The following is an 18063-nucleotide window of genomic DNA, read 5'->3' on the forward strand; positions in this document are numbered from 1 at the left end:
CCTACAAGGGTGGCGTTTCGCACGCTTGCAGTAGCCACTCCTTGAACGCCGACATCGCCGCCGTTTCGGGGCGGGATTGCAAGCGGGTGAGCCAGTAGCTGCCAGTGGTGATGCCGATGGCGAACGGTTGCTCGATGGCACCCGCCGCCAGTTGACGGGAAAACATCAGCGGCGGCGCCAATGCAATGCCGGCACCTTGAAGCGCGGCTTCCATCATCGCCAGCGAAGAGTCGAACACAATATTCCTGGTGGGTGCCGTATTGGGCGGTAACCCGCAAGCCAGAAACCACTCAGGCCACTCGTCTGTCCGGTAGGAACGTAACAACGTTTGTTTCAAAAGATCCTGAGGCTCGCTTAACTGTCGGGCCAGTTCGGGAACGCACAGCACCGACAGCGGCGCTTCGATCAACCGCAGCGCGTCAATCCCGTGCCAGGCGCCAGCGCCAAAGCGAATCGCGTAATCCAGCCCTTCAGCGGCCACGTCCACCCGATTGTTATGGGTCGACAGCCGTAAATCTATGAACGGATGTTTCTCCTGGAAGTCCGCCAGCCGCGGCAATAACCACCCGACCGCGAACGTACCCACCGCCCCGACAGTCAACACATCCCGATAGTGCCCGCCTTCGAACCGCTCAAGCGTTTCGGCGATTCGGTCAAAAGACTCGCGCAGGACCGGCAGCAAGGTTTCACCCTCACTGGTCAGCATTAACCCGCGTGGCAAGCGTTTGAACAGTGTTACGTTGAGTTGGGCTTCAAGGCTTTTGACTTGATGACTCACCGCCGCAGGCGTAACGAACAACTCCACCGCCGCCCGAGTAAAACTCAAATGGCGTGCGGAGGCCTCGAAAGCGCGCAACGCATTCAGCGGCAAGTGAGGACGAATCATGCCAACTCCATAGTTTTTCTAATGGCTCACCCGAAATATCGTCGTTTGTCGACGCTAGGCGTACTGCCTAGATTTGGCTCGCCTATCAGGCAACCCGATTTGCAAGAGCGCATGGAGTGTAGCGGGTTACCATCGACACAACTCATGAAGAGTAGATCTGACATGTACACAAACAAATTGCCAAGGCTTGCATCCTATGGTGCTTTCGCCCTTATCCTCGGCGCGGCATCCTGTATTGCCGCGCCCCCGTCCGACCAACAACTCGAATCTGTGGTCAACGCCGCCGTCGGCCCCGTGATTCAGCAACAGAACATCGCCGGCCTTGCCGTCGCGATCACCCAGAACGGTCAGCAGCATTACTTTAATTACGGCGTGGCCTCTAAAGAGAATCGCAAACCGGTCAGCCAGGACACCTTGTTCGAAATCGGTTCGGTCAGTAAAACCTTCGCCGCCACGCTGGCCGGGTATGCGCAGGCCAACGGCAAACTGTCCCTGTCCGATACTGCCAGCACCGTTTTGCCGGCATTGCGAGGCAGTGCGTTCGATCGCATCAGTGTGTTGCAATTGGGCACTTACACCGCTGGCGGGTTGCCGCTGCAATTCCCCGACGACGCTGACCATGCCGACACGATGCTCGATTACTTCAAGCGATGGACACCGGTTTACCCTGCTGGCACCCATCGCCTGTATTCGAACCCAAGCATAGGGCTGTTCGGTTATCTTGCCGCCCACAGCATGGGCCAGCCGTTCGATGACCTGATGGAAAAAACCTTGCTGCCAAAACTGGGCCTCAAGCACACCTACCTCAAGGTCCCGCCAGCGCAGATGGGGCTTTACGCTCAGGGTTACAACAAGGACGACAAGCCGGTACGTGTCGAGCCGGGGGCGCTGGATTCCGAAGCCTACGGCGTGAAAACCAGTGCCTCGGACCTGATTCGATATGTTGAAGCGAACATGAAACCGGCAGGACTGGAAAAGCCATTGCAGCAAGCCATCGCCACCACTCACACCGGTTATTACACGGTGGGTCAAATGACACAGGGGCTGGGTTGGGAGTTCTACCCTTATCCGGTCACGCTGGATCGGCTGCTCGCCGGCAACTCGACCGAGATGGCAATGGAAGCTCACGAGGTCAAGTGGTTGAACCCGCCGCAGCAGCCACCGCAAAACGTGCTGCTCAACAAAACCGGCTCCACGGGCGGCTTCGGTGCCTACGTTGCGTTTGTGCCCTCGAAGGACATCGGCATCGTGATCCTGGCCAACAAAAACTACCCGAACCCGGAACGGATCAAAATCGCCCACACGATATTGAATGCCCTGAGCGAATAACCGGAAGCAACACGAGCCCTCTGTAGCCGCTGTCGAGCTCCAGCGAGGCTGCGTTCGGCTCTGTAGCAGTCGTAAACCCTGCACACGCGGTCTTTCTGAAACACCGCGTTGCCTGATTTTACGACTGCTTCGCAGCCGAACGCAGCCTCGCCGGAGCTCGACAGCGGCTACAAAACAAAAAATGGGTGACCCTTTGAGGTCACCCATTTTCGTTCTTACGCCTGCTTAATGCCGGGTCTCTGGCTCACCGGCAGACGCCTCCCTGTCCGTCGCAAGGTTGTCCCGCACCTGGTTCACCAACAACTCGGCGACCATCGCCAACTGCTGGATCGAAAATATTTCACCGCGGTTCGGCCCTTCCAGTTTGGCGGCAAAGTTCTCAAGCAGGGCCGTCAACGACGCGAGGGTATCGCAAGCTTGTTTCAGTAGCGTCCGCGTGTCGACGCCGGGGGCAATGGTGAATATAGGCTGGGGCGAGGAAACAGGCCTGGGGCGTGGAATGACCGCCACGTCGGCGGTGCCACACAGCTTCACAGACGCGGGATGATTGGTATTGTCAGGGGTGTCTCCTTGAGGCTTGCTGAACTTTTTCACAGGCGAGGCTCCTTTTTCACGGGTGTTTTCATCCTTGGGTCCTTCAATGTCGCGGACTTCCACGAAGGCTAGCGGTGCGGGCTGACAGACACCAGTTCATCAAGTGCGACACAACTTGAAGGAATTTTCCGATGCCATTGAAGGAAATGCGCGCACCCGGAACCATTACATCCCCCTCCAAACCCGGTAGGATCGCCCCCTTTTTGAACCCGCCTCGCCACGCATCCGCCCTGCACGCTGTTTTTCAGTGCCCGGACTATGCTGAATCAGGGCATGAGGGCTGACCTATGAAAGTGCTGCTGGTCGATGATCACGCTGTAGTGCGCATGGCAATCGGGATGATTCTGGCCCGTGAAGGCCATGAGATCGTCGGCGAGTGCGACAACGGTGTAGAGGCCCTGAGCAAGGCGTTCGAGCTCAAGCCGGACGTGATCGTGCTCGACTTGGACATCCCGCAACTCGACGGCATGGCGGTCATCGACCGGTTGCGCATCGCCGGCAGCCCGGCTCATGTGCTGGTACACACCGGTTTGAAAAGCCAGGCCTACGCGGCGCAATGCCTGCGTGCCGGCGCTTCGGGCTTTTTGTCGAAAATCGATGACCCGGAGGAAATCCTCACGGCGCTCAAAGCCGTCGCCAGCGGCAAGTCCTGGTTTCCGGTGAGCACCTTCGATTCGGTGCGCAAAAGCGATTTCGCCCAGAACGATGCGCAACTGCTGAGTGCCATCACCCGGCGCGAACTCAAGGTGTTGCATGGCCTGGCACTGGGCAAAAGCAACAAGGAAATCGCCGACGACATGCTGCTCAGCAACAAGACCGTCAGCACCTACAAAACCCGCCTGATGCAGAAACTCAACGCCTCGACGCTGCTGGAACTGATCGAGTTCGCCAAACGCAATGATCTGGCCTGATTCATGAAAACCCTGCGGCAGGTGCTGCTGGGCGTGCTGATGTTCCTGTCACTGCAAGCCTTGGCAGAACCGCTGGCCCTGCTCAGCCGTGCGGCGGACAGCCGCGTCGCCGTGACGCTCAATGCGGCGCAACGCCAATGGCTGAATCACAAAGCCGTGCTGCGGGTGGGCGTCTATTTGCCCGACCGGCCACCGCTGGACATCACCGCCAATCAAAAGGATTACGAAGGCCTGTCCGCCGATTACCTCGATGTGGTGGCCCGTGGTTTGGGCGTGCGTTTGCAGGTCAGTCGTTATGCCAGCCAGGAACAGGCCCTGGCGGCGTTGAGCCAAGGTGAAGTGGATCTCGTCCCGCGGATCAACCATCTGGAAGCGATCCATGCCGATCTGTTGCTGAGTGCACCTTACGCCTACGACCAGGCGGTGTTGATCAGCAAGTTCGGCACGCACTGGCCCAACGACCGGCCTACCGCCGGCATCACCGTATTGTTCGACCCTGACTGGATTCAACAGGAACGGGTGGCCGCCCTGTTTCCACCGTTGCGGGTGGAATCGGTGCCCTCCACCGAACAAGGTCTGGGGCGGGTGGCCTATGGCGAAGGCATGGTGCTGCTGACGGACGCCATTTCCGCGCAATACCTTGTAGAACACAGCTATCAGCAAAGCCTGAAGCAGACGATTCAGCGAGATTCCGAGGGACTGGGATTCAGCTTTGCGGTACAGCGTCAGGACAGTCAGCTGCGAACCTTGCTCAACAGCGCCCTGGCGAATATTTCACCTCAGGAACGTGCAGTGATTGCCCGGCGCTGGGGCATCGGGGCCAATCCAGGGTTGGGTTACAGCCGCCTGCAACTGACTGCGGCGGAACAGCAATGGATCAAGGATCATCCTCAGATAGACGTCCTGGCCAACGACTTGTACTCGCCTTTCAGCTTTTTCAATGCCCAAGGCCAATTGCGTGGCATGGCGGCGGATGTGCTTGAGTTGATCAACGACCGCACCGGGCTGGTGTTCCAGCCGAGCAAAATCACCTCTATTGACGCCATGGTCAGCCGCGCGCAACGGGACCCGCCCAGCATTATTGCCGCGTTGACATACAGCGAGTTGCGCGAACCCAACGTGCTGTTCTCCCGGCCCTACGTAGTCAACCCCTTTGTGCTGGTGACGCGTACTCAACCGGAGCACCCAGGCCTGACCGGTTTGAACGGCCAGCGGGTGGCAATCGTCAAGGACTCGGCCGCCGCCAACTGGCTAGCGCGCGAATGGCCGGACATCGCCTGGCTGGAAGTCGATGCCCCCATCGAGTCCTATGAGTTGCTGGCCGAAGGTCGGGTTGAAGGCGTCATCCAGCCGCAGCTGGGCGCGACGTACTTGATCGACCGTTTTTTCCGCGGTCGCCTGCAAATCGATTCGGTCATTGGTTCTCAACCGGCGCTGATCGGTTTTGCCACCGGGCATCAGAACACTGAACTGGTCTCGATCCTGAACAAGGCGCTGCTCGACATTCGTCCCGACGAGCTCAGCGACCTGGCCAATCGCTGGCAAAACCCGCAGGAAAGCGAGGGTGGCTGGAACGCCTACAAAAGCTGGTTCTACAAAGCGGTGCTGGGTCTGTTGGCGGTACTGTTGGTGATTGTGGCGTGGAACCTGGGGCTGCGCCGGCAAATCGCCGAGCGCCAGAAAGCCCAGAAGGCCTTGAACGATCAGCTGGAGTTCATGAAAGTGCTGGTCGACGGTACGCCGCACCCGATCTACGTGCGTAACCGCGAAGGCCGGTTGTTGACCTGCAATCGTGCCTATCTGCAGGTGATGGAAGTCGAACTGGATCAGGTCCTGAACAAAGGCTTGATCGAGGCGAACGTCCTGCCCCTCGACGACGCGCACCACTACAAACGCATCCACCGCGCGACCCTCGCCAGCGGCGAACCGTCGTTCGACAATTTCGCCCTGACCATTAACGGCAAGCCCTACCACATCTACCACTGGGCCCTGCCCTACCGCGACTCCGACGGCACCATGACGGGTGTCATCGGCGGCTGGATCGACCTCACCGAACAGCAGCATCTGCAACATGCCCTGCAGCAAGCCAAGGATCTGGCGGAAGCAGCCAACCGTGGCAAAAGTCACTTTCTGGCGGTGATGAGCCACGAAATCCGCACGCCCATGAGCGCGTTGATCGGGGTCCTGGAACTGATGCACGACAAGCGTCCCGCCCCTGAACTGATCAACATCGCCCAGAAGTCCGCCAGCGGCATGATGGAGCTGATCGGCGAGATTCTCGACCTGTCGAAAATCGAATCCGGCAAATTCGAACTGCGCACCGGCATCTGCCATCCCGAGCGTCTGGTCAGCACCGTGATCCAGAGTTTCGCCAGCCTCGCCCAACAGAAAAACGTCGCTCTGGAGTTTGTCGGTCCTACGGCGGACATCGCGGTAGAACTGGACTCACTGCGGTTCCGGCAGATCGCGTCCAACCTGATCAGCAATGCGATCAAGTTCACCCCGCAAGGGTCGGTGATGGTTCAGCTGTTGACCGAACCCGAGGGCGACATCGCTCGCGTACGCCTGCGGATTCAGGACACCGGCATCGGCCTGGATGAACAGCAGCGCGAACGGCTGTTTCAGCCATACACCCAGTTCGACTCCGGTCACTCCGAATTGCAGATCGGGACCGGCCTCGGCCTTTCGATCTGTCAGCAGTTGACGCAATTGATGGGTGGCCGGTTGAGCTGTGTTAGCGAGCCGGGACACGGTTCCTGCTTTACCCTGGAACTGGATGCCGCCCTCGCGCCCGATGAAGAAACTGCGCCCTTGATCGACGCTGAATACCTACCGCCCTTGCCGATGCGCAATGTGCTGATCGTCGAGGATCACGAGTTCAACCGCGTGGTGCTGCAGCGTCAACTGGAATCGCTGGGTATGCGCGTGACCTGCGCCGAGAACGGGGTCGAGGGGTTACAGCGCTGGGAGCGGGAACCCTTCGACTATGTGATCACCGACTGCAACATGCCGCAGATGTGCGGTGATCAAATGACCCGCCAACTCAGGGCGACCGAGGCCCGGGAAGGACGCGCCGCCACCCATGTGGTCGGGCTCACGGCCAACGCACAGCCTGAGGAAATCCACCGCTGTCTTGAAGCGGGCATGAACGATTGCCTGTTCAAACCCGTCACCCGCTCGGTGCTTGAACGCTATCTTCATCAAGCCGAAAAGACGCAACTGGCCGCGCCGCCGTGCTTCGATATCTCAAAGCTCAGCGCTATCACCGCCGGCGACGCGGCAATGACTCGCCAACTGCTGGCCACGGTGTTGCGCACCAATCAGGAAGATTTCGACGCCATGCAAGCGCTGTATTCGGCCGGTGACCTCAATGCCATGGGCCGGCGCTGCCACAAGATCCTCGGCAGTGCGCGGATTATCCACGCCATGCGCTTGATCAGTGCGTGCGAGCAGCTGGAGCAGGGTTGTCATGGGGACCTGCCGCTCGACGAGTTGAATCGGCTGCATCTGGCCTTCGTGGAAACCATGCAACGCCTGCAAGACAGCCTTCAAGCCCACCTCAGCAACCCACCTTTGTAGGACGCATCCTACAAAAAAACGGGAACCGCCTGCGTTACCTACCACGGTCCTCTCCGCAGAATTCGCGCCTTCATTACAGGCAGTCGGCGGGTGTTTTCCATGGTTACGTTTGGTGCGCGGTTTTCTCGTGTTTCGATGTCGGGGGCTTTGTTGATGCTGGGTGCCCTGCCCGCGGTGTCGAACGCTGCCAGCTGCGACTCGATCACTTGCCTGACAACACGTCAGGAAAATGTGCTGGTGAACGATGGTTCCTCGTTCGATGTCGGCTCCGGCGGCACGCTCGTCAACAGCACCGTCAGCCATGGAAACATTCACATCTGGGACGCGGGGGTCTCGGTGGACACCACGGTTAATGGCGACGGCTGGCTGCAAATTCAGGACAGCGGCCGTGCTTTTGACAGCGTTGTGGAAAGCGGCGGAACGATGGTGGTCGTCGGTTCGGCCACGGCCCTGAGCACCACCGTTACCGGCGGCAACCTGGAGGTTGCCCAGAACGCAGTGGTCAGCGACACGCTGCTCAACAGTGGAACTATGTACGTGTACATGGACGCAACGGCCAAGAACACTCGCGTGAACAACAGTCAGATGACTGTTTATCAAAACGGCTACGCCGACCAGACAACCATCTATGACGGAGGGCTCCTGTCCGTCAGCGACACGGCTTCGGCCATCGACACCACGGTGAATCGGGGTGGGCAGATGGAGAGCGTGTCGGGCACCCATGTGCACTTCACCACCGTCAATCAGGGTGGCTTGATGGTGCTCGGTGATCGGGCGGATGCCAGCGACACGACCATTAACGCTGGCGGCGTTTTGCAGCTCAAGGGCGATGCGATTCTTGGCGGTGCGAGTGCTATCAACGGTCAGGTGGCCTTCGCCGACCCTGCGGTCAACGGCTTCCACATCCTGATGGTCAAAGGTCCGCTGACGGGTAACGGCACGTTCCTAATGAACACCGACCTGGCCTCGGCGAAGGGTGACCAAATCAGGGTGCAAGGCCCGATCAGCGACAGCCACACCTTGGTGGTCGCCGACTCCGGGACCGCACCGAGCGGTGCGCAACAACCGCTGATGCTGGTCAATGGCAACGGTGGAAGCGGTGATTTCAAACTCTACGGCCAGACGGTTGATGCCGGCGCTTATCGCTACACGCTGCGACAGCAAGGCAATGATTGGTATCTGGCTAAACCTGACGTCAACACGCCAGACCAGGATCCTCAGGATCCAGTGAACCCGCCGCCGGATGAAAACCCGCAGCAGCCAGTGAATCCGCCAGTGGTAGACAATCCGCAGGTGCCGCCGATTTCTCAGCCACCGACCACTTCCAAACCGGCTAACCGCCCTCAGATTCCTCAATCACACACCCTGAGCAAAGGCGCCAACGCCGCCGTTGCCACCCAGACCGCCAGCGCCGCTTTGATCGGCGCGCAGATGAACGCCACAACTCAACACTTGGGCGAACTGCGCTCGGGCAAGGATCAGGGCGGTCTCTGGACCCGAGGCTATGGCACCGAGCAACGGCTGGATACCGGCACCAGTCGCGCGTTCCAGCAGCAGGTCAACGGCATGGAGATCGGTGCCGATACCGCCCTGCCCTTCGCCGACGGCACGCTGTATGTCGGTGGTTTGCTCGGCAAGGGACAAGCTCGACAAGACTTCGGCGAAGCCAGCAAGGGCACGATCGACAGTGCCACACTCGGGGGTTATGCCAGCTACCTGGACCGCAGCGGTGTGTACGTCGATGGCGCGGTGAAATACAGCCGCCTGGACAATGAAGTCAACATCACCAGCAACCTGGGTGACAAGGTCAAGGCGCGCTACAAAAACCACGCGGTCAGTGCTGATGTTCAAGTCGGCAAGACACTCGATCTGGGTCAGGGTTGGTTTGTCGAACCGCAGGCGGGATTGCAAGTGGCGCGCATCAGCGGTGGACGCTACACCGCCAGCAATGGCCTGGAGGTCGAACAGGACGCGATGATGTCCGTGCAAAGTCGCGTTGGTGCGATGGCTGGACGCAATCTGCAACTGGACAATGGCGTGGCCGTGAAGCCATACGCCAAGGCCGCGTGGATCACCGAACATGCCGGCGATAGCCATGTGAAAGTCAACGGCGCGAAGCTGGACAGCCGTTTGCCGGGTTCACGCGCCGAGATTGGCGCGGGCGTTGCGGTGAAGGCGACGGACAAACACAGCTTCTTTGCGGAAGCGGGCTACACCCATGGCAGCGACATCGAGCAGCCGTGGGCGGTGACGGTCGGGTATCGCTATAACTGGTAACCACACCCTGCAGCTGGCGCAGCCTGCGTCCGGCTGCGAAGCAGTCGTGAAATCAAGCGGTGCGGTGTTTCAGGAAGACCGCGTACTCAGGGTTTACGACTGCTGCGCAGCCGGACGCAGGCTGCGCCAGCTGCTACAGGGTCGGTGGGGTGTCAGTCATCCGGCATTTCAGGGGGCTTGGTTGGTTTGGCCGGTTTGCCATTTTTGGTGGCCTTGGCGCCTTTAGCGCCTTTGACCGGCTCAGCCTCGGCAGGTGGGGTCACTACCGGCGGCGCGGTGGCTTCTTTTTCGGCTGCTGGCAAGGCATCGATGGTGTCGAACACTTTCTTCAAATCGACCGATTTTGACTCAGCCCCCGAACTCTCAAGCTTCTTCTCGCCGTCCTTGCCGATCAGGATCACTTTGGGCAACGCCCCCGCACCGAGTTTCAGGGAGCGAATCAGCGCCATGGTGTCCTGCTGACCGAGGTCCTTGCCGTCGAGCTGGCCGAACATATTCAGCACGCTATACACCCGGATATTGCGTTGGGCGATCCCCTCCTTGTTGGCCGGATCGTCCAGTGACTTTTTCAGCCCGACCCAGACCGGATCGACGGTGCTGGGTGCAATGACAATCAAGGGCCGGGACCGGCCTTTGTCGATATCCAGCGGTGAATCACTTTCGGTTGCGAATAAGGGACCGGCGAAAGCCAGCAAGGTTGTCAGGGTCAAAAACCTGATGAGCATGCGCATCTCCTTTTGATAACCACGCTCTAATGATTGCGCATCGCGGCGTTCGTTCCGGGTGACGCACCGCAATTGTGTTTCGCCTTGACCCAAGCTTAGGTCAGGGCGGTCATTGCGCAACAGACGGGGCTAATCTCATCGCAGATAAGCAGCGGGGTGATTCAATCGGAATCAGAACGCCAGTTTGTAACCGATCAGCATCAACATCGTCGCCAGGCAAGGGCGCAGCACTTCATCGGAAATCTTGCCGGTCAAATGACTGCCCAACCAGATCCCCGGCAGCGAGCCGATCAACAAGAATCCCAGCACGTGCCAGTCCATGTTGCCCATGCTCGCATGGCCAAGCCCGGCGACCAGTGTCAACGGCACCGCGTGGGCGATTTCGGTCCCGACGAGGCGACGGGTCGGCAGCAGCGGATACAGGATAAACAGGGCCACGGTGCCCAGGGCGCCCGCACCGATGGACGTCAGCGCAACCATGGTGCCCAGCACCAGGCCGGTGATCACCGTCATGCCGTTGAGGCGTTTGCCACTGGGGTTGTAGTTGCCACCGGCGCGTTTGTGCGCGAAATCGAGCAGGCGCTTCTTGAACAGAATCGCCAATGCAGTGGCAAACAGGACGAACCCCAGTGCCTGCTTGATGACGGCATTCATGGTTTCAGGCGCGGTGTGCAAGCTGCTCAGGAACCACAGCGTCAACGCCACCGCCGGCACGCTGCCAAGGGTCAGCCAGCCGGTAATCGCCCAGTCGATGTTGTTGTTTTTCCGGTGGACCAGCACGCCACTGGATTTGGTGATCGCCGCGTAGAGCAAATCGGTACCGACCGCTGTCGCGGGGTTGATGCCGAACCACAGCAGAATCGGGGTCATCAACGACCCACCACCGACGCCCGTCATGCCGACAATAAAGCCAACCACCAACCCGGCAACGATCAACCCGATGTTCACTAAATCCATTGAGACGTCCACAAAGACCGCAGAAGAAATCTGGCCCGCAGCATAGCGATTTTTCTTATAACCACTTATATCGATGCGAACTATCGTTATATCCAAGACATAACAACATCCATTCCCCTGTAGGCGCTGTGTCGGGGTTTATTGCACCGGCAGGAAATTCAGGAACAGCAGGCTCTGCGCATAATTCAAGCCGATGCGCCGGTAGCGTTCGTCGAGCATCTGCGTCAGCAAATCCAGCCGGGCAACGATCTTGCCGAACTCCACGGCGAAACTCAGGTTGCTGCCCTCCTCCGAGATCTCGTTGGAGAACAGCAAGGGTTCGCCTTGTTTGTTTTGCCGCTGGCTGAGAATCCACGTGGCGATCTCGATGTTGCGCGCGGCGTTGTTGACGAACGTCGGGTTGATCGCGTCCGTCATGTAGAACTCCAGGCGATTGCCGTGAGCGGTTACCAGCATGCTGCCGATGGCATAGATGAAAGCACCGACCCGGTCACCGAGAAACTCCGGGCTCATGGCAAACCTGAGCGCCGCCAGGTCTTTTTTGCCACCGAGGGTGGGCAGTGGCTGTTGCTGCTCGATGGCCATGCGCACTTGCTTCCCGGCGGTTCGGGCATCGAGGAAGCCGGATTTTTTCAGCTCCTCGGGGTTGCGCAGGTAAAGCTTGCTCATCAGCAAATAGAGGCTGTCGAGGTTGTCACGCATCGTCAGCGTGGCCATGCGGTCGACGCTGGTCTGCAGAAATTCCTGGGGACGGCCTTCGCGGAACTGGCTGACAATGTCATTGCCCTGTTGCTGGCTGCAACCGCTGACAAAGAACATCGCCAAGCCAGCCAGAAACAAGCAGCGGCGGCGGATCGGTGGGGTGATGCGGGGTAACACTCGAGCCATGGGTTCTTGAACTTGGGCATGGGCCAGCGGTGGGGATCGCCGCCGGCTGCCCAAGGATAGAGCCGTCAATACCAAAAAAGTGCAGTGCCGGTGGTCCGTGAGCGAAGGCGCCTGCCTGCCCAAAGGTGATATCTCGTCATGTTCGCTTTTACCTGGAAGATGGCGCTGGAGGGAACCACCGGGTTATTTTGCTGCCAACTAGGTATCCACCGTGTTGCACACAGGAGGTTTTCATGCGGTTCCTTGAACTGGCCGGCGTCAACGTACCGGTCATTGGCCAGGGCACCTGGCACATGGGTGAAGATCATTCGGCGCGCGCTAAAGAAGTCTCGGCCCTGCGCCAGGGCATCGAGCTGGGCATGACGCTGATCGATACCGCGGAAATGTACGCTGAAGGCGGCGCCGAGGAGGTGGTCGCACAAGCCATCAGCGGTCTGCGTGACCAGGTCTTTGTGGTCAGCAAGGTCTACCCGCACAACGCCAGCTGCCAAGGCATTCCCCAGGCGTGCGAACGCAGCCTGCGGCGCTTGAAAACCGATTACATCGATCTGTACCTGCTGCACTGGCGCGGCCAGTACCCCTTGGAGGAAACCGTCGAAGCCTTCGAGCGCCTGCGTGAAGACGGCAAGATTGGCCGTTGGGGTGTGTCCAATTTCGACTTGGACGACCTGCACGAACTGCACTCATCAACCTGCGCCACCAATCAGGTGCTCTACAACCTGGAGGAGCGCGGCATCGAATTTGATTTGCTGCCCTGGAGCCAACAACACCAGCTGCCGTTGATGGCGTACTGCCCTATCGGCCAGGGCGGTGAAATGCTGACGCATCCGACGCTGGTAAAAATTGCCGCCCATCACGGGGTGACACCGGCTCAAGTGGCGCTGGCATGGATCCTGCGGCAGCCCGGCGTGATCGCCATCCCCAAAGCGGTCAAACCTGAACACGTGAAATTGAATGCGCAAGCCGCGCAAGTGCGGCTCGAACCCGGGGATCTGGAGGTGCTGGACCACGCGTTTCACGCGCCACAACACAAACAGCGATTGGCCATGGTCTGAGCCATCGCCGTATTGGCAGAGGGTTTCTGCATGCGAAGCACCGATCAGCTCGATGCTTTTAACTTGCCACGTTTCGTCCAGGCTCAAGACCCGGTCTTTGAGTGGGTTCAGGAAGAACTGAGTGCCGGTCAAAAACGCCGTCACTGGATGTGGTTCATCTTTCCGCAGCTTGCCGGGTTGGGGGGCAGCGAAATGTCCCGATACTTTGCCATTCGCTCCAAAGAGGAAGCCGCGGCGTATCTGGAGCATTCATTGCTGGGTCCACGATTGCGGACGTGCACGCAATTGGTCCTGAACATCAAACAGCGCTCGATCGCCGAGATTTTCGGTCATCCCGATGACCTCAAGTTCCACTCTTCAATGACGCTGTTTGCCCAGGTCGCTCCGGACAACAGCCTCTTTGACCAGGCCCTTGAACAGTATTTCCACGGCATACGGGATGACTGGACGCTTTCATTGCTGGACTTAAAACAGGCCCATTTGCCCACCAATCAGGGTTGAGAAGTCATCGTCGACAAACGGCAGGATCGCGTCCGCCACCGGTTGCAGTTGCCGGGTGACGTAATGGTCGTAGTCGATCGGGGCGCTGCGAATCTCCAGCGGTTCGGGCCCGGCAACGGTGATCACGTAGCTGATCCAGCCGCCGTTCTGGTACTGACGCGGACGGCCCTGGCGGTCGTTGAAGTCATCGGCGATGCGCGCGGCACGCACGTGGGGCGGCACGTTGCGCTCATAGTCGTCGAGGGTACGGCGCAGGCGCTTGCGGTAGATCAGGCGATCATCGAACTCGCCGGCCAGGGTCTTTTGCACGTAATCGCGCACGTAGTCCTGATACGGCTTGCGGTGGAAGATCCGCGAGTACAGCTCCTGCTGGAATTGCCGGGCCAGTGGCGACCAGTCGGTGCGCACGGTTTCCAGGCCTTTGTAGACCATTTCATCCGTGCCATCGGCGCGGGTCACCAGGCCGGCGTAACGCTTCTTGCTGCCCTCCTCCGCGCCACGGATGGTCGGCATCAGAAAGCGTTTGTAGTGGGTTTCAAACTGTAATTCCAGGGCACTTTCCAGCCCGTATTCCGCATGCACATGTTCGCGCCACCACTGGTTGACGTGGTCGACCAGCGCGTGGCCAATCTGCGCGGCCTCCTCCTGACCGTGGGCGCGGCGCAGCCAGACAAAGGTGGAGTCGGTGTCGCCGTAGATCACCGTGTGACCCTGGGCCTCGATCAGTTGCCGGGTACGCAGCATGATTTCGTGGCCACGCAAGGTAATCGACGACGCCAGCCGTGTGTCGAAGAAACGGCAGCCGCTGGAGCCGAGTACGCCGTAGAAGGCATTCATGATGATCTTCAGCGCCTGAGACAGTGGCGCGTTGTGTTCGCGTTTTGCGGTTTCGCGGCCTTCGGCGACCCGGGCGACGATGGCCGGCAGGCAATGCCGGGTTCGTGAAAAACGTGCCCCGCGAAAACCCGGCACAGAGTCGCTGTCGTCGGGATGCTGCAAGCCTTCGATCAGCCCCACCGGGTCGATCAGGAAGGTGCGGATGATCGACGGATAGAGGCTTTTGTAGTCGAGCACCAGCACCGATTCGTACAGGCCCGGCTGCGAGTCCATGACAAAACCGCCGGGACTGGCCCGTGGTGACTTGCCGCCCAGATTCGGCGCGACAAAGCCCTGACGGTGCATCAGCGGCATGTACAGGTGAGTGAACGCCGCCACCGAACCACCGCTGCGGTCCGCCGGCAAACCGGTGACGCTGGCACGCTCCAGCAAGAAGGTCAGCAGTTCGGTCTTGGCGAAAATCCGTGTGACCAGCTCACAGTCTTTGAGGTTGTAAGTGGCGAGGGCCGGTTTGTCCTCGGCGAACATGCGGTTGATTTCGTCCATGCGCTGGTACGGCGTGCTGATCGCCTTGCCCTCACCGAGCAAGGTTTGCGCGACGTTCTCCAGGCTGAACGAGGGGAAGTTCCAGGTTGCCGAGCGCAGGGATTCGATGCCGTCGATGATCAGGCGCCCCGCGGCTGACGCGAAGTAATGGTTGCGGCTGCCGTGTTCGCGCCACTGCATTTCTTCGCCGCCGCGCCCAAGCTTGAGCGGTACGCCCAGGCGTCGGGCGTGTTCGTGGAGGACGCGAAGGTCGAACTGCACGACGTTCCAGCCGATGATCGCGTCGGGGTCGTGGCGGGCAAACCATTCGTTGAGTTTTTTCAGCAGCACGGTTCGCGAGTCGCAGTATTCAAGCTGGAAATCCACCGCGCTGGCGTCACCATTGGGCGGCCCGAGCATGTACACCTGGCGTTCGCCGCAGCCTTCCAGGGCAATGGAATACAACTCGCCTTGTTCGGTGGTCTCGATATCCAGCGAGACCAGCCGCAGGTTGGGCCGGTATTTCGGGTCGGGTTTCATCTGCGCGTCGAGCAGCAGGCCTTGCGCATCGGGCGACCCACCAAAGATCACTGGCGCGGTGATGAACCGTTCCATCATGTAGCGCTCGGGCGGGCGAACGTCGCCCTCGAACATCTCGACGCCGGCCTTGCGCAGCGCGGTTTCCAGGCGCATCAACTGACCGTGCTGCTGGCAATACAGGCCGAGCACCGGACGATGCTCGAAATCCAGCAGGGCCAGGGGCTTTAGTTCGACGTCTTTCTCGCCGCGCAGCACCTCTTGCGCCTGTTCGCGCTGGGCGGCTGGAATGAACGCCACCGACGGCTGATGAGGCAGGCGGATGCGCCGGGGACCACTGTCGGTCGCCAGCCAGAACTCGACTTCCGTGCCGGCCGGGGTGTCGCGCCAATGCCGGGTCAGGACGAAGCCCTGCTGTAAATCCACCACTGCAACCTCTCGATTTGATTCAGGCGGCAATTCTACGCGTCATCAAGGGGCAGCGGGTCATGCGCGCCACTTTCGACTTTCTCATAGGGTTTAACCGCGGTTTACCGAAAAAATACCGCTGAATGGCGTTTTTTGAGTCTTATCTGCCGCTTTCACTCTTGCCCTCAGCGCTTGGGTCTACGATTCTTCAAGAACAACGACAACACCCGAGAAGCCACCATGAAAACCGTCGCCCAACTGCTCAAGCTCAAAGATCAGAAGAATCAGGAAGTGCACCAGATCAAACCTGATCACATGGTGCTGGAAGCGCTGATGAAGATGGCCGAGAAAAACGTCGGCGCCTTGCTGGTGGTGGAAAATGACGAGGTGCTGGGCATCATCAGTGAACGTGATTACGCACGCAAACTGGTGCTGCATGGCCGTTCTTCGGTGGGCACGCCGGTGCGCGACATCATGGTGTCCCCGGTGATCACCGTGGACACCCATCAAACCGTCGACACCTGCCTGGGCATCATGTCCGACCGACGCCTGCGTCACCTGCCGGTGGTGGAGAACGGCAAGTTGATTGGCTTGCTGTCGATCGGCGACCTGGTCAAGGAAGCGATTGCCGAACAGGCCGAACTGATTCGCCAGCTGGAGCAGTACATCCGCGGTGAGTAATCCGAAGACACCCTGGATCAAAATGTAGGAGTGAGCCTGCTCGCGATGGCGGTATGTCAGTTAATGAATAGGCTGACTGATACACCGCCATCGCGAGCAGGTTGTTATTCGGTGTTCACACTGGCCAATGCCGCGCGAAGACCGGGGCCAGTGTCGGGTGCCGGTCGATGCGCTCCAGCCACGCGAAAAAACCGGGACGGGTGTTGCGTAAATGCTCACGGCTGCCGGCCCACCGCGACACCACCGCCGCCAGCACATCCAGTGCGCCCGGCGTCTCATCCCCCAGATACAGCTCGCCGGAAAACTGATCGGCAAACACCTCCCAGCTCCAGTGCAATCGCGCGCGGGCGCCGGCCGTGAGGTTTTGCCTGGACGCCTCATCCGTCTCGGCCAGCCAGCGTTCGGGGTAATCGATGATGCCGATGGCTGCGTAGCAATTGCTGACGATGTACGTGAGGCCGCGGATCGCCTGATCGCGGTCGGCGGGCAGTGTCGGCAACAGGTTCGACTTGGGAAAGGTCAGCCCGAGATGAATCAGGATCGCCGCACTTTCGGTCAGGATGCTGCCATCGGGCAGCTGCAGCGTTGGAATCTGCTTGAGCCGGTTGAGCTTCTCCAGTGCCTGGGCTGCCTCCGAGGACAACTCGACGTCGATGAAGCGATAAGGAATTTCGCACAGCTCCAGCGCCGCTTCTATCGCCGCCGCGCCGGAATTCTGGTGTCCATAAAGTTGATACATGGTGCGGCCTCCTGGCGAGACGGGAATGGGGTCATGAGAGGCGTCACCTGCCGGTCGTGGTGATCCAGCTAATCAGTGTAGAAGCGTCGATCCGCCCTACCCGTACCATCCGACGACTGAACCATCACGCCCGCGTGGGGTGACTCACAGGGGCTATCAATACCGTCGATGTTCACCATCACATGAATGAAGTTCTCATAAAAAATCCTCGGCGTAACATCCGCTCCATACCAACCCATAAACACCCCGGAGCACACCATCATGAAACGCCAAACTATCCTCGCTATCGCTTTCTCGGTCTTTGCAGTTAACGCTTTTGCCGCAACCTCTGCTCAACCTGTGGTCGCTGAAGGCGGCTCGGATCGCCTGATTGAAAGCCGAGTGGCTGAAGGTGGTTCGGATCGTTTGATCGAGAATCGTGTGGCCGCTGATGGTTCGGATCGCTTGATCGAAAACCGTGTAGCCGCTGATGGTTCGGATCATCTGATGGAAAACCGCGTTGCTGCTGATGGTTCTGACCATCTGATCGAGAACCGCGTAGCCGCTGATGGCTCCGATCATCTGATGCAGAACCGCGTTGCCGAAGGTGGTTCCGACCGTCTGATCGAAAGCCGCGCGGCATAAATGCAGGGGT

15 protein-coding genes are annotated in these 18063 nt (G+C 59.5%); 8 read left to right on the forward strand and 7 right to left on the reverse strand.

Annotated features, from left to right (window positions below):
* Position 1: 1 nt before the first annotated feature.
* Positions 2-886, reverse strand: coding sequence for a LysR family transcriptional regulator (locus SB725_RS26590; RefSeq protein WP_027925408.1), 885 nt, complete (start codon positions 884-886; stop codon positions 2-4).
* 162 nt (positions 887-1048) lie between these two features.
* Here SB725_RS26590 and ampC point away from each other — a divergent pair, with 162 nt between their 5' ends.
* A complete protein-coding gene (ampC, locus tag SB725_RS26595; RefSeq protein ID WP_027925409.1) occupies positions 1049-2215 on the forward strand; it encodes a class C beta-lactamase in 1167 nt (388 codons plus the stop codon).
* A 225-nt stretch (positions 2216-2440) separates the two neighbouring features.
* On the opposite strand, the gene SB725_RS26600 is transcribed toward ampC, so the two are convergent.
* Positions 2441-2809, reverse strand: a complete 369-nt coding sequence (locus SB725_RS26600; protein ID WP_410922830.1) for a DUF6124 family protein — start codon at positions 2807-2809, stop codon at positions 2441-2443.
* Positions 2810-3096: 287 nt separating this feature from the next.
* Between SB725_RS26600 and SB725_RS26605 the strand changes: the two genes are divergently transcribed.
* The 3 genes from SB725_RS26605 to SB725_RS26615 all read left to right on the forward strand — a co-directional run bounded on the left by SB725_RS26605 (position 3097) and on the right by SB725_RS26615 (position 9576).
* The gene (locus SB725_RS26605) at positions 3097-3720 is read left to right on the forward strand and encodes a response regulator transcription factor (RefSeq protein ID WP_059182484.1); all 624 of its coding nucleotides are present in this window, start codon (positions 3097-3099) and stop codon (positions 3718-3720) included.
* 3 nt (positions 3721-3723) lie between these two features.
* The gene (locus SB725_RS26610; RefSeq protein WP_410922831.1) at positions 3724-7299 is read left to right on the forward strand and encodes a transporter substrate-binding domain-containing protein; all 3576 of its coding nucleotides are present in this window, start codon (positions 3724-3726) and stop codon (positions 7297-7299) included.
* A gap of 99 nt (positions 7300-7398) precedes the next feature.
* On the forward strand, positions 7399-9576 hold the full coding sequence (locus SB725_RS26615; protein ID WP_410922832.1) for an autotransporter outer membrane beta-barrel domain-containing protein: 2178 nt from the start codon (positions 7399-7401) through the stop codon (positions 9574-9576).
* 152 nt (positions 9577-9728) lie between these two features.
* Here SB725_RS26615 and SB725_RS26620 read toward each other — a convergent pair whose 3' ends face one another.
* The 3 genes from SB725_RS26620 to SB725_RS26630 form a co-directional block, all read right to left on the reverse strand.
* On the reverse strand, positions 9729-10301 hold the full coding sequence (locus SB725_RS26620) for a DUF4174 domain-containing protein (RefSeq protein WP_410922833.1): 573 nt from the start codon (positions 10299-10301) through the stop codon (positions 9729-9731).
* A gap of 171 nt (positions 10302-10472) precedes the next feature.
* Positions 10473-11258, reverse strand: a complete 786-nt coding sequence (locus SB725_RS26625) for a sulfite exporter TauE/SafE family protein (RefSeq protein ID WP_059182480.1) — start codon at positions 11256-11258, stop codon at positions 10473-10475.
* Between the two features lie 138 nt (positions 11259-11396).
* A complete protein-coding gene (locus tag SB725_RS26630; RefSeq protein ID WP_027925415.1) occupies positions 11397-12146 on the reverse strand; it encodes a hypothetical protein in 750 nt (249 codons plus the stop codon).
* A 233-nt stretch (positions 12147-12379) separates the two neighbouring features.
* Between SB725_RS26630 and SB725_RS26635 the strand changes: the two genes are divergently transcribed.
* The gene (locus tag SB725_RS26635; protein WP_027925416.1) at positions 12380-13201 is read left to right on the forward strand and encodes an aldo/keto reductase; all 822 of its coding nucleotides are present in this window, start codon (positions 12380-12382) and stop codon (positions 13199-13201) included.
* Positions 13202-13231: 30 nt separating this feature from the next.
* Entirely contained in the window at positions 13232-13702 is a 471-nt protein-coding gene (locus SB725_RS26640) for a DUF1810 domain-containing protein (RefSeq protein ID WP_194941048.1), read from the forward strand.
* On the opposite strand, the gene SB725_RS26645 is transcribed toward SB725_RS26640, so the two are convergent.
* Positions 13667-16027, reverse strand: a complete 2361-nt coding sequence (locus SB725_RS26645; protein ID WP_410922869.1) for a DNA polymerase II — start codon at positions 16025-16027, stop codon at positions 13667-13669. The genes SB725_RS26640 and SB725_RS26645 overlap by 36 nt on opposite strands.
* A gap of 222 nt (positions 16028-16249) precedes the next feature.
* On the opposite strand from SB725_RS26645, the gene SB725_RS26650 reads away from it, so the two are divergent.
* Positions 16250-16690 carry a CBS domain-containing protein gene (locus SB725_RS26650; protein WP_007944798.1) on the forward strand — a complete coding sequence of 147 codons (441 nt, stop codon included), beginning with the start codon at positions 16250-16252 and terminating at the stop codon, positions 16688-16690.
* 115 nt (positions 16691-16805) lie between these two features.
* On the opposite strand, the gene SB725_RS26655 is transcribed toward SB725_RS26650, so the two are convergent.
* On the reverse strand, positions 16806-17429 hold the full coding sequence (locus SB725_RS26655) for a glutathione S-transferase N-terminal domain-containing protein (protein ID WP_059182478.1): 624 nt from the start codon (positions 17427-17429) through the stop codon (positions 16806-16808).
* 261 nt (positions 17430-17690) lie between these two features.
* Here SB725_RS26655 and SB725_RS26660 point away from each other — a divergent pair, with 261 nt between their 5' ends.
* Complete coding sequence (locus SB725_RS26660) at positions 17691-18053, forward strand: hypothetical protein (RefSeq protein ID WP_059182476.1); 363 nt, start codon at positions 17691-17693, stop codon at positions 18051-18053.
* The last annotated feature ends 10 nt before the right edge of the window (positions 18054-18063 follow it).

Origin of the sequence: Pseudomonas sp. SIMBA_041 (assembly GCF_046535095.1) — a bacterium.
Taxonomy (GTDB): Bacteria; Pseudomonadota; Gammaproteobacteria; order Pseudomonadales; family Pseudomonadaceae; genus Aquipseudomonas; species Aquipseudomonas mucoides.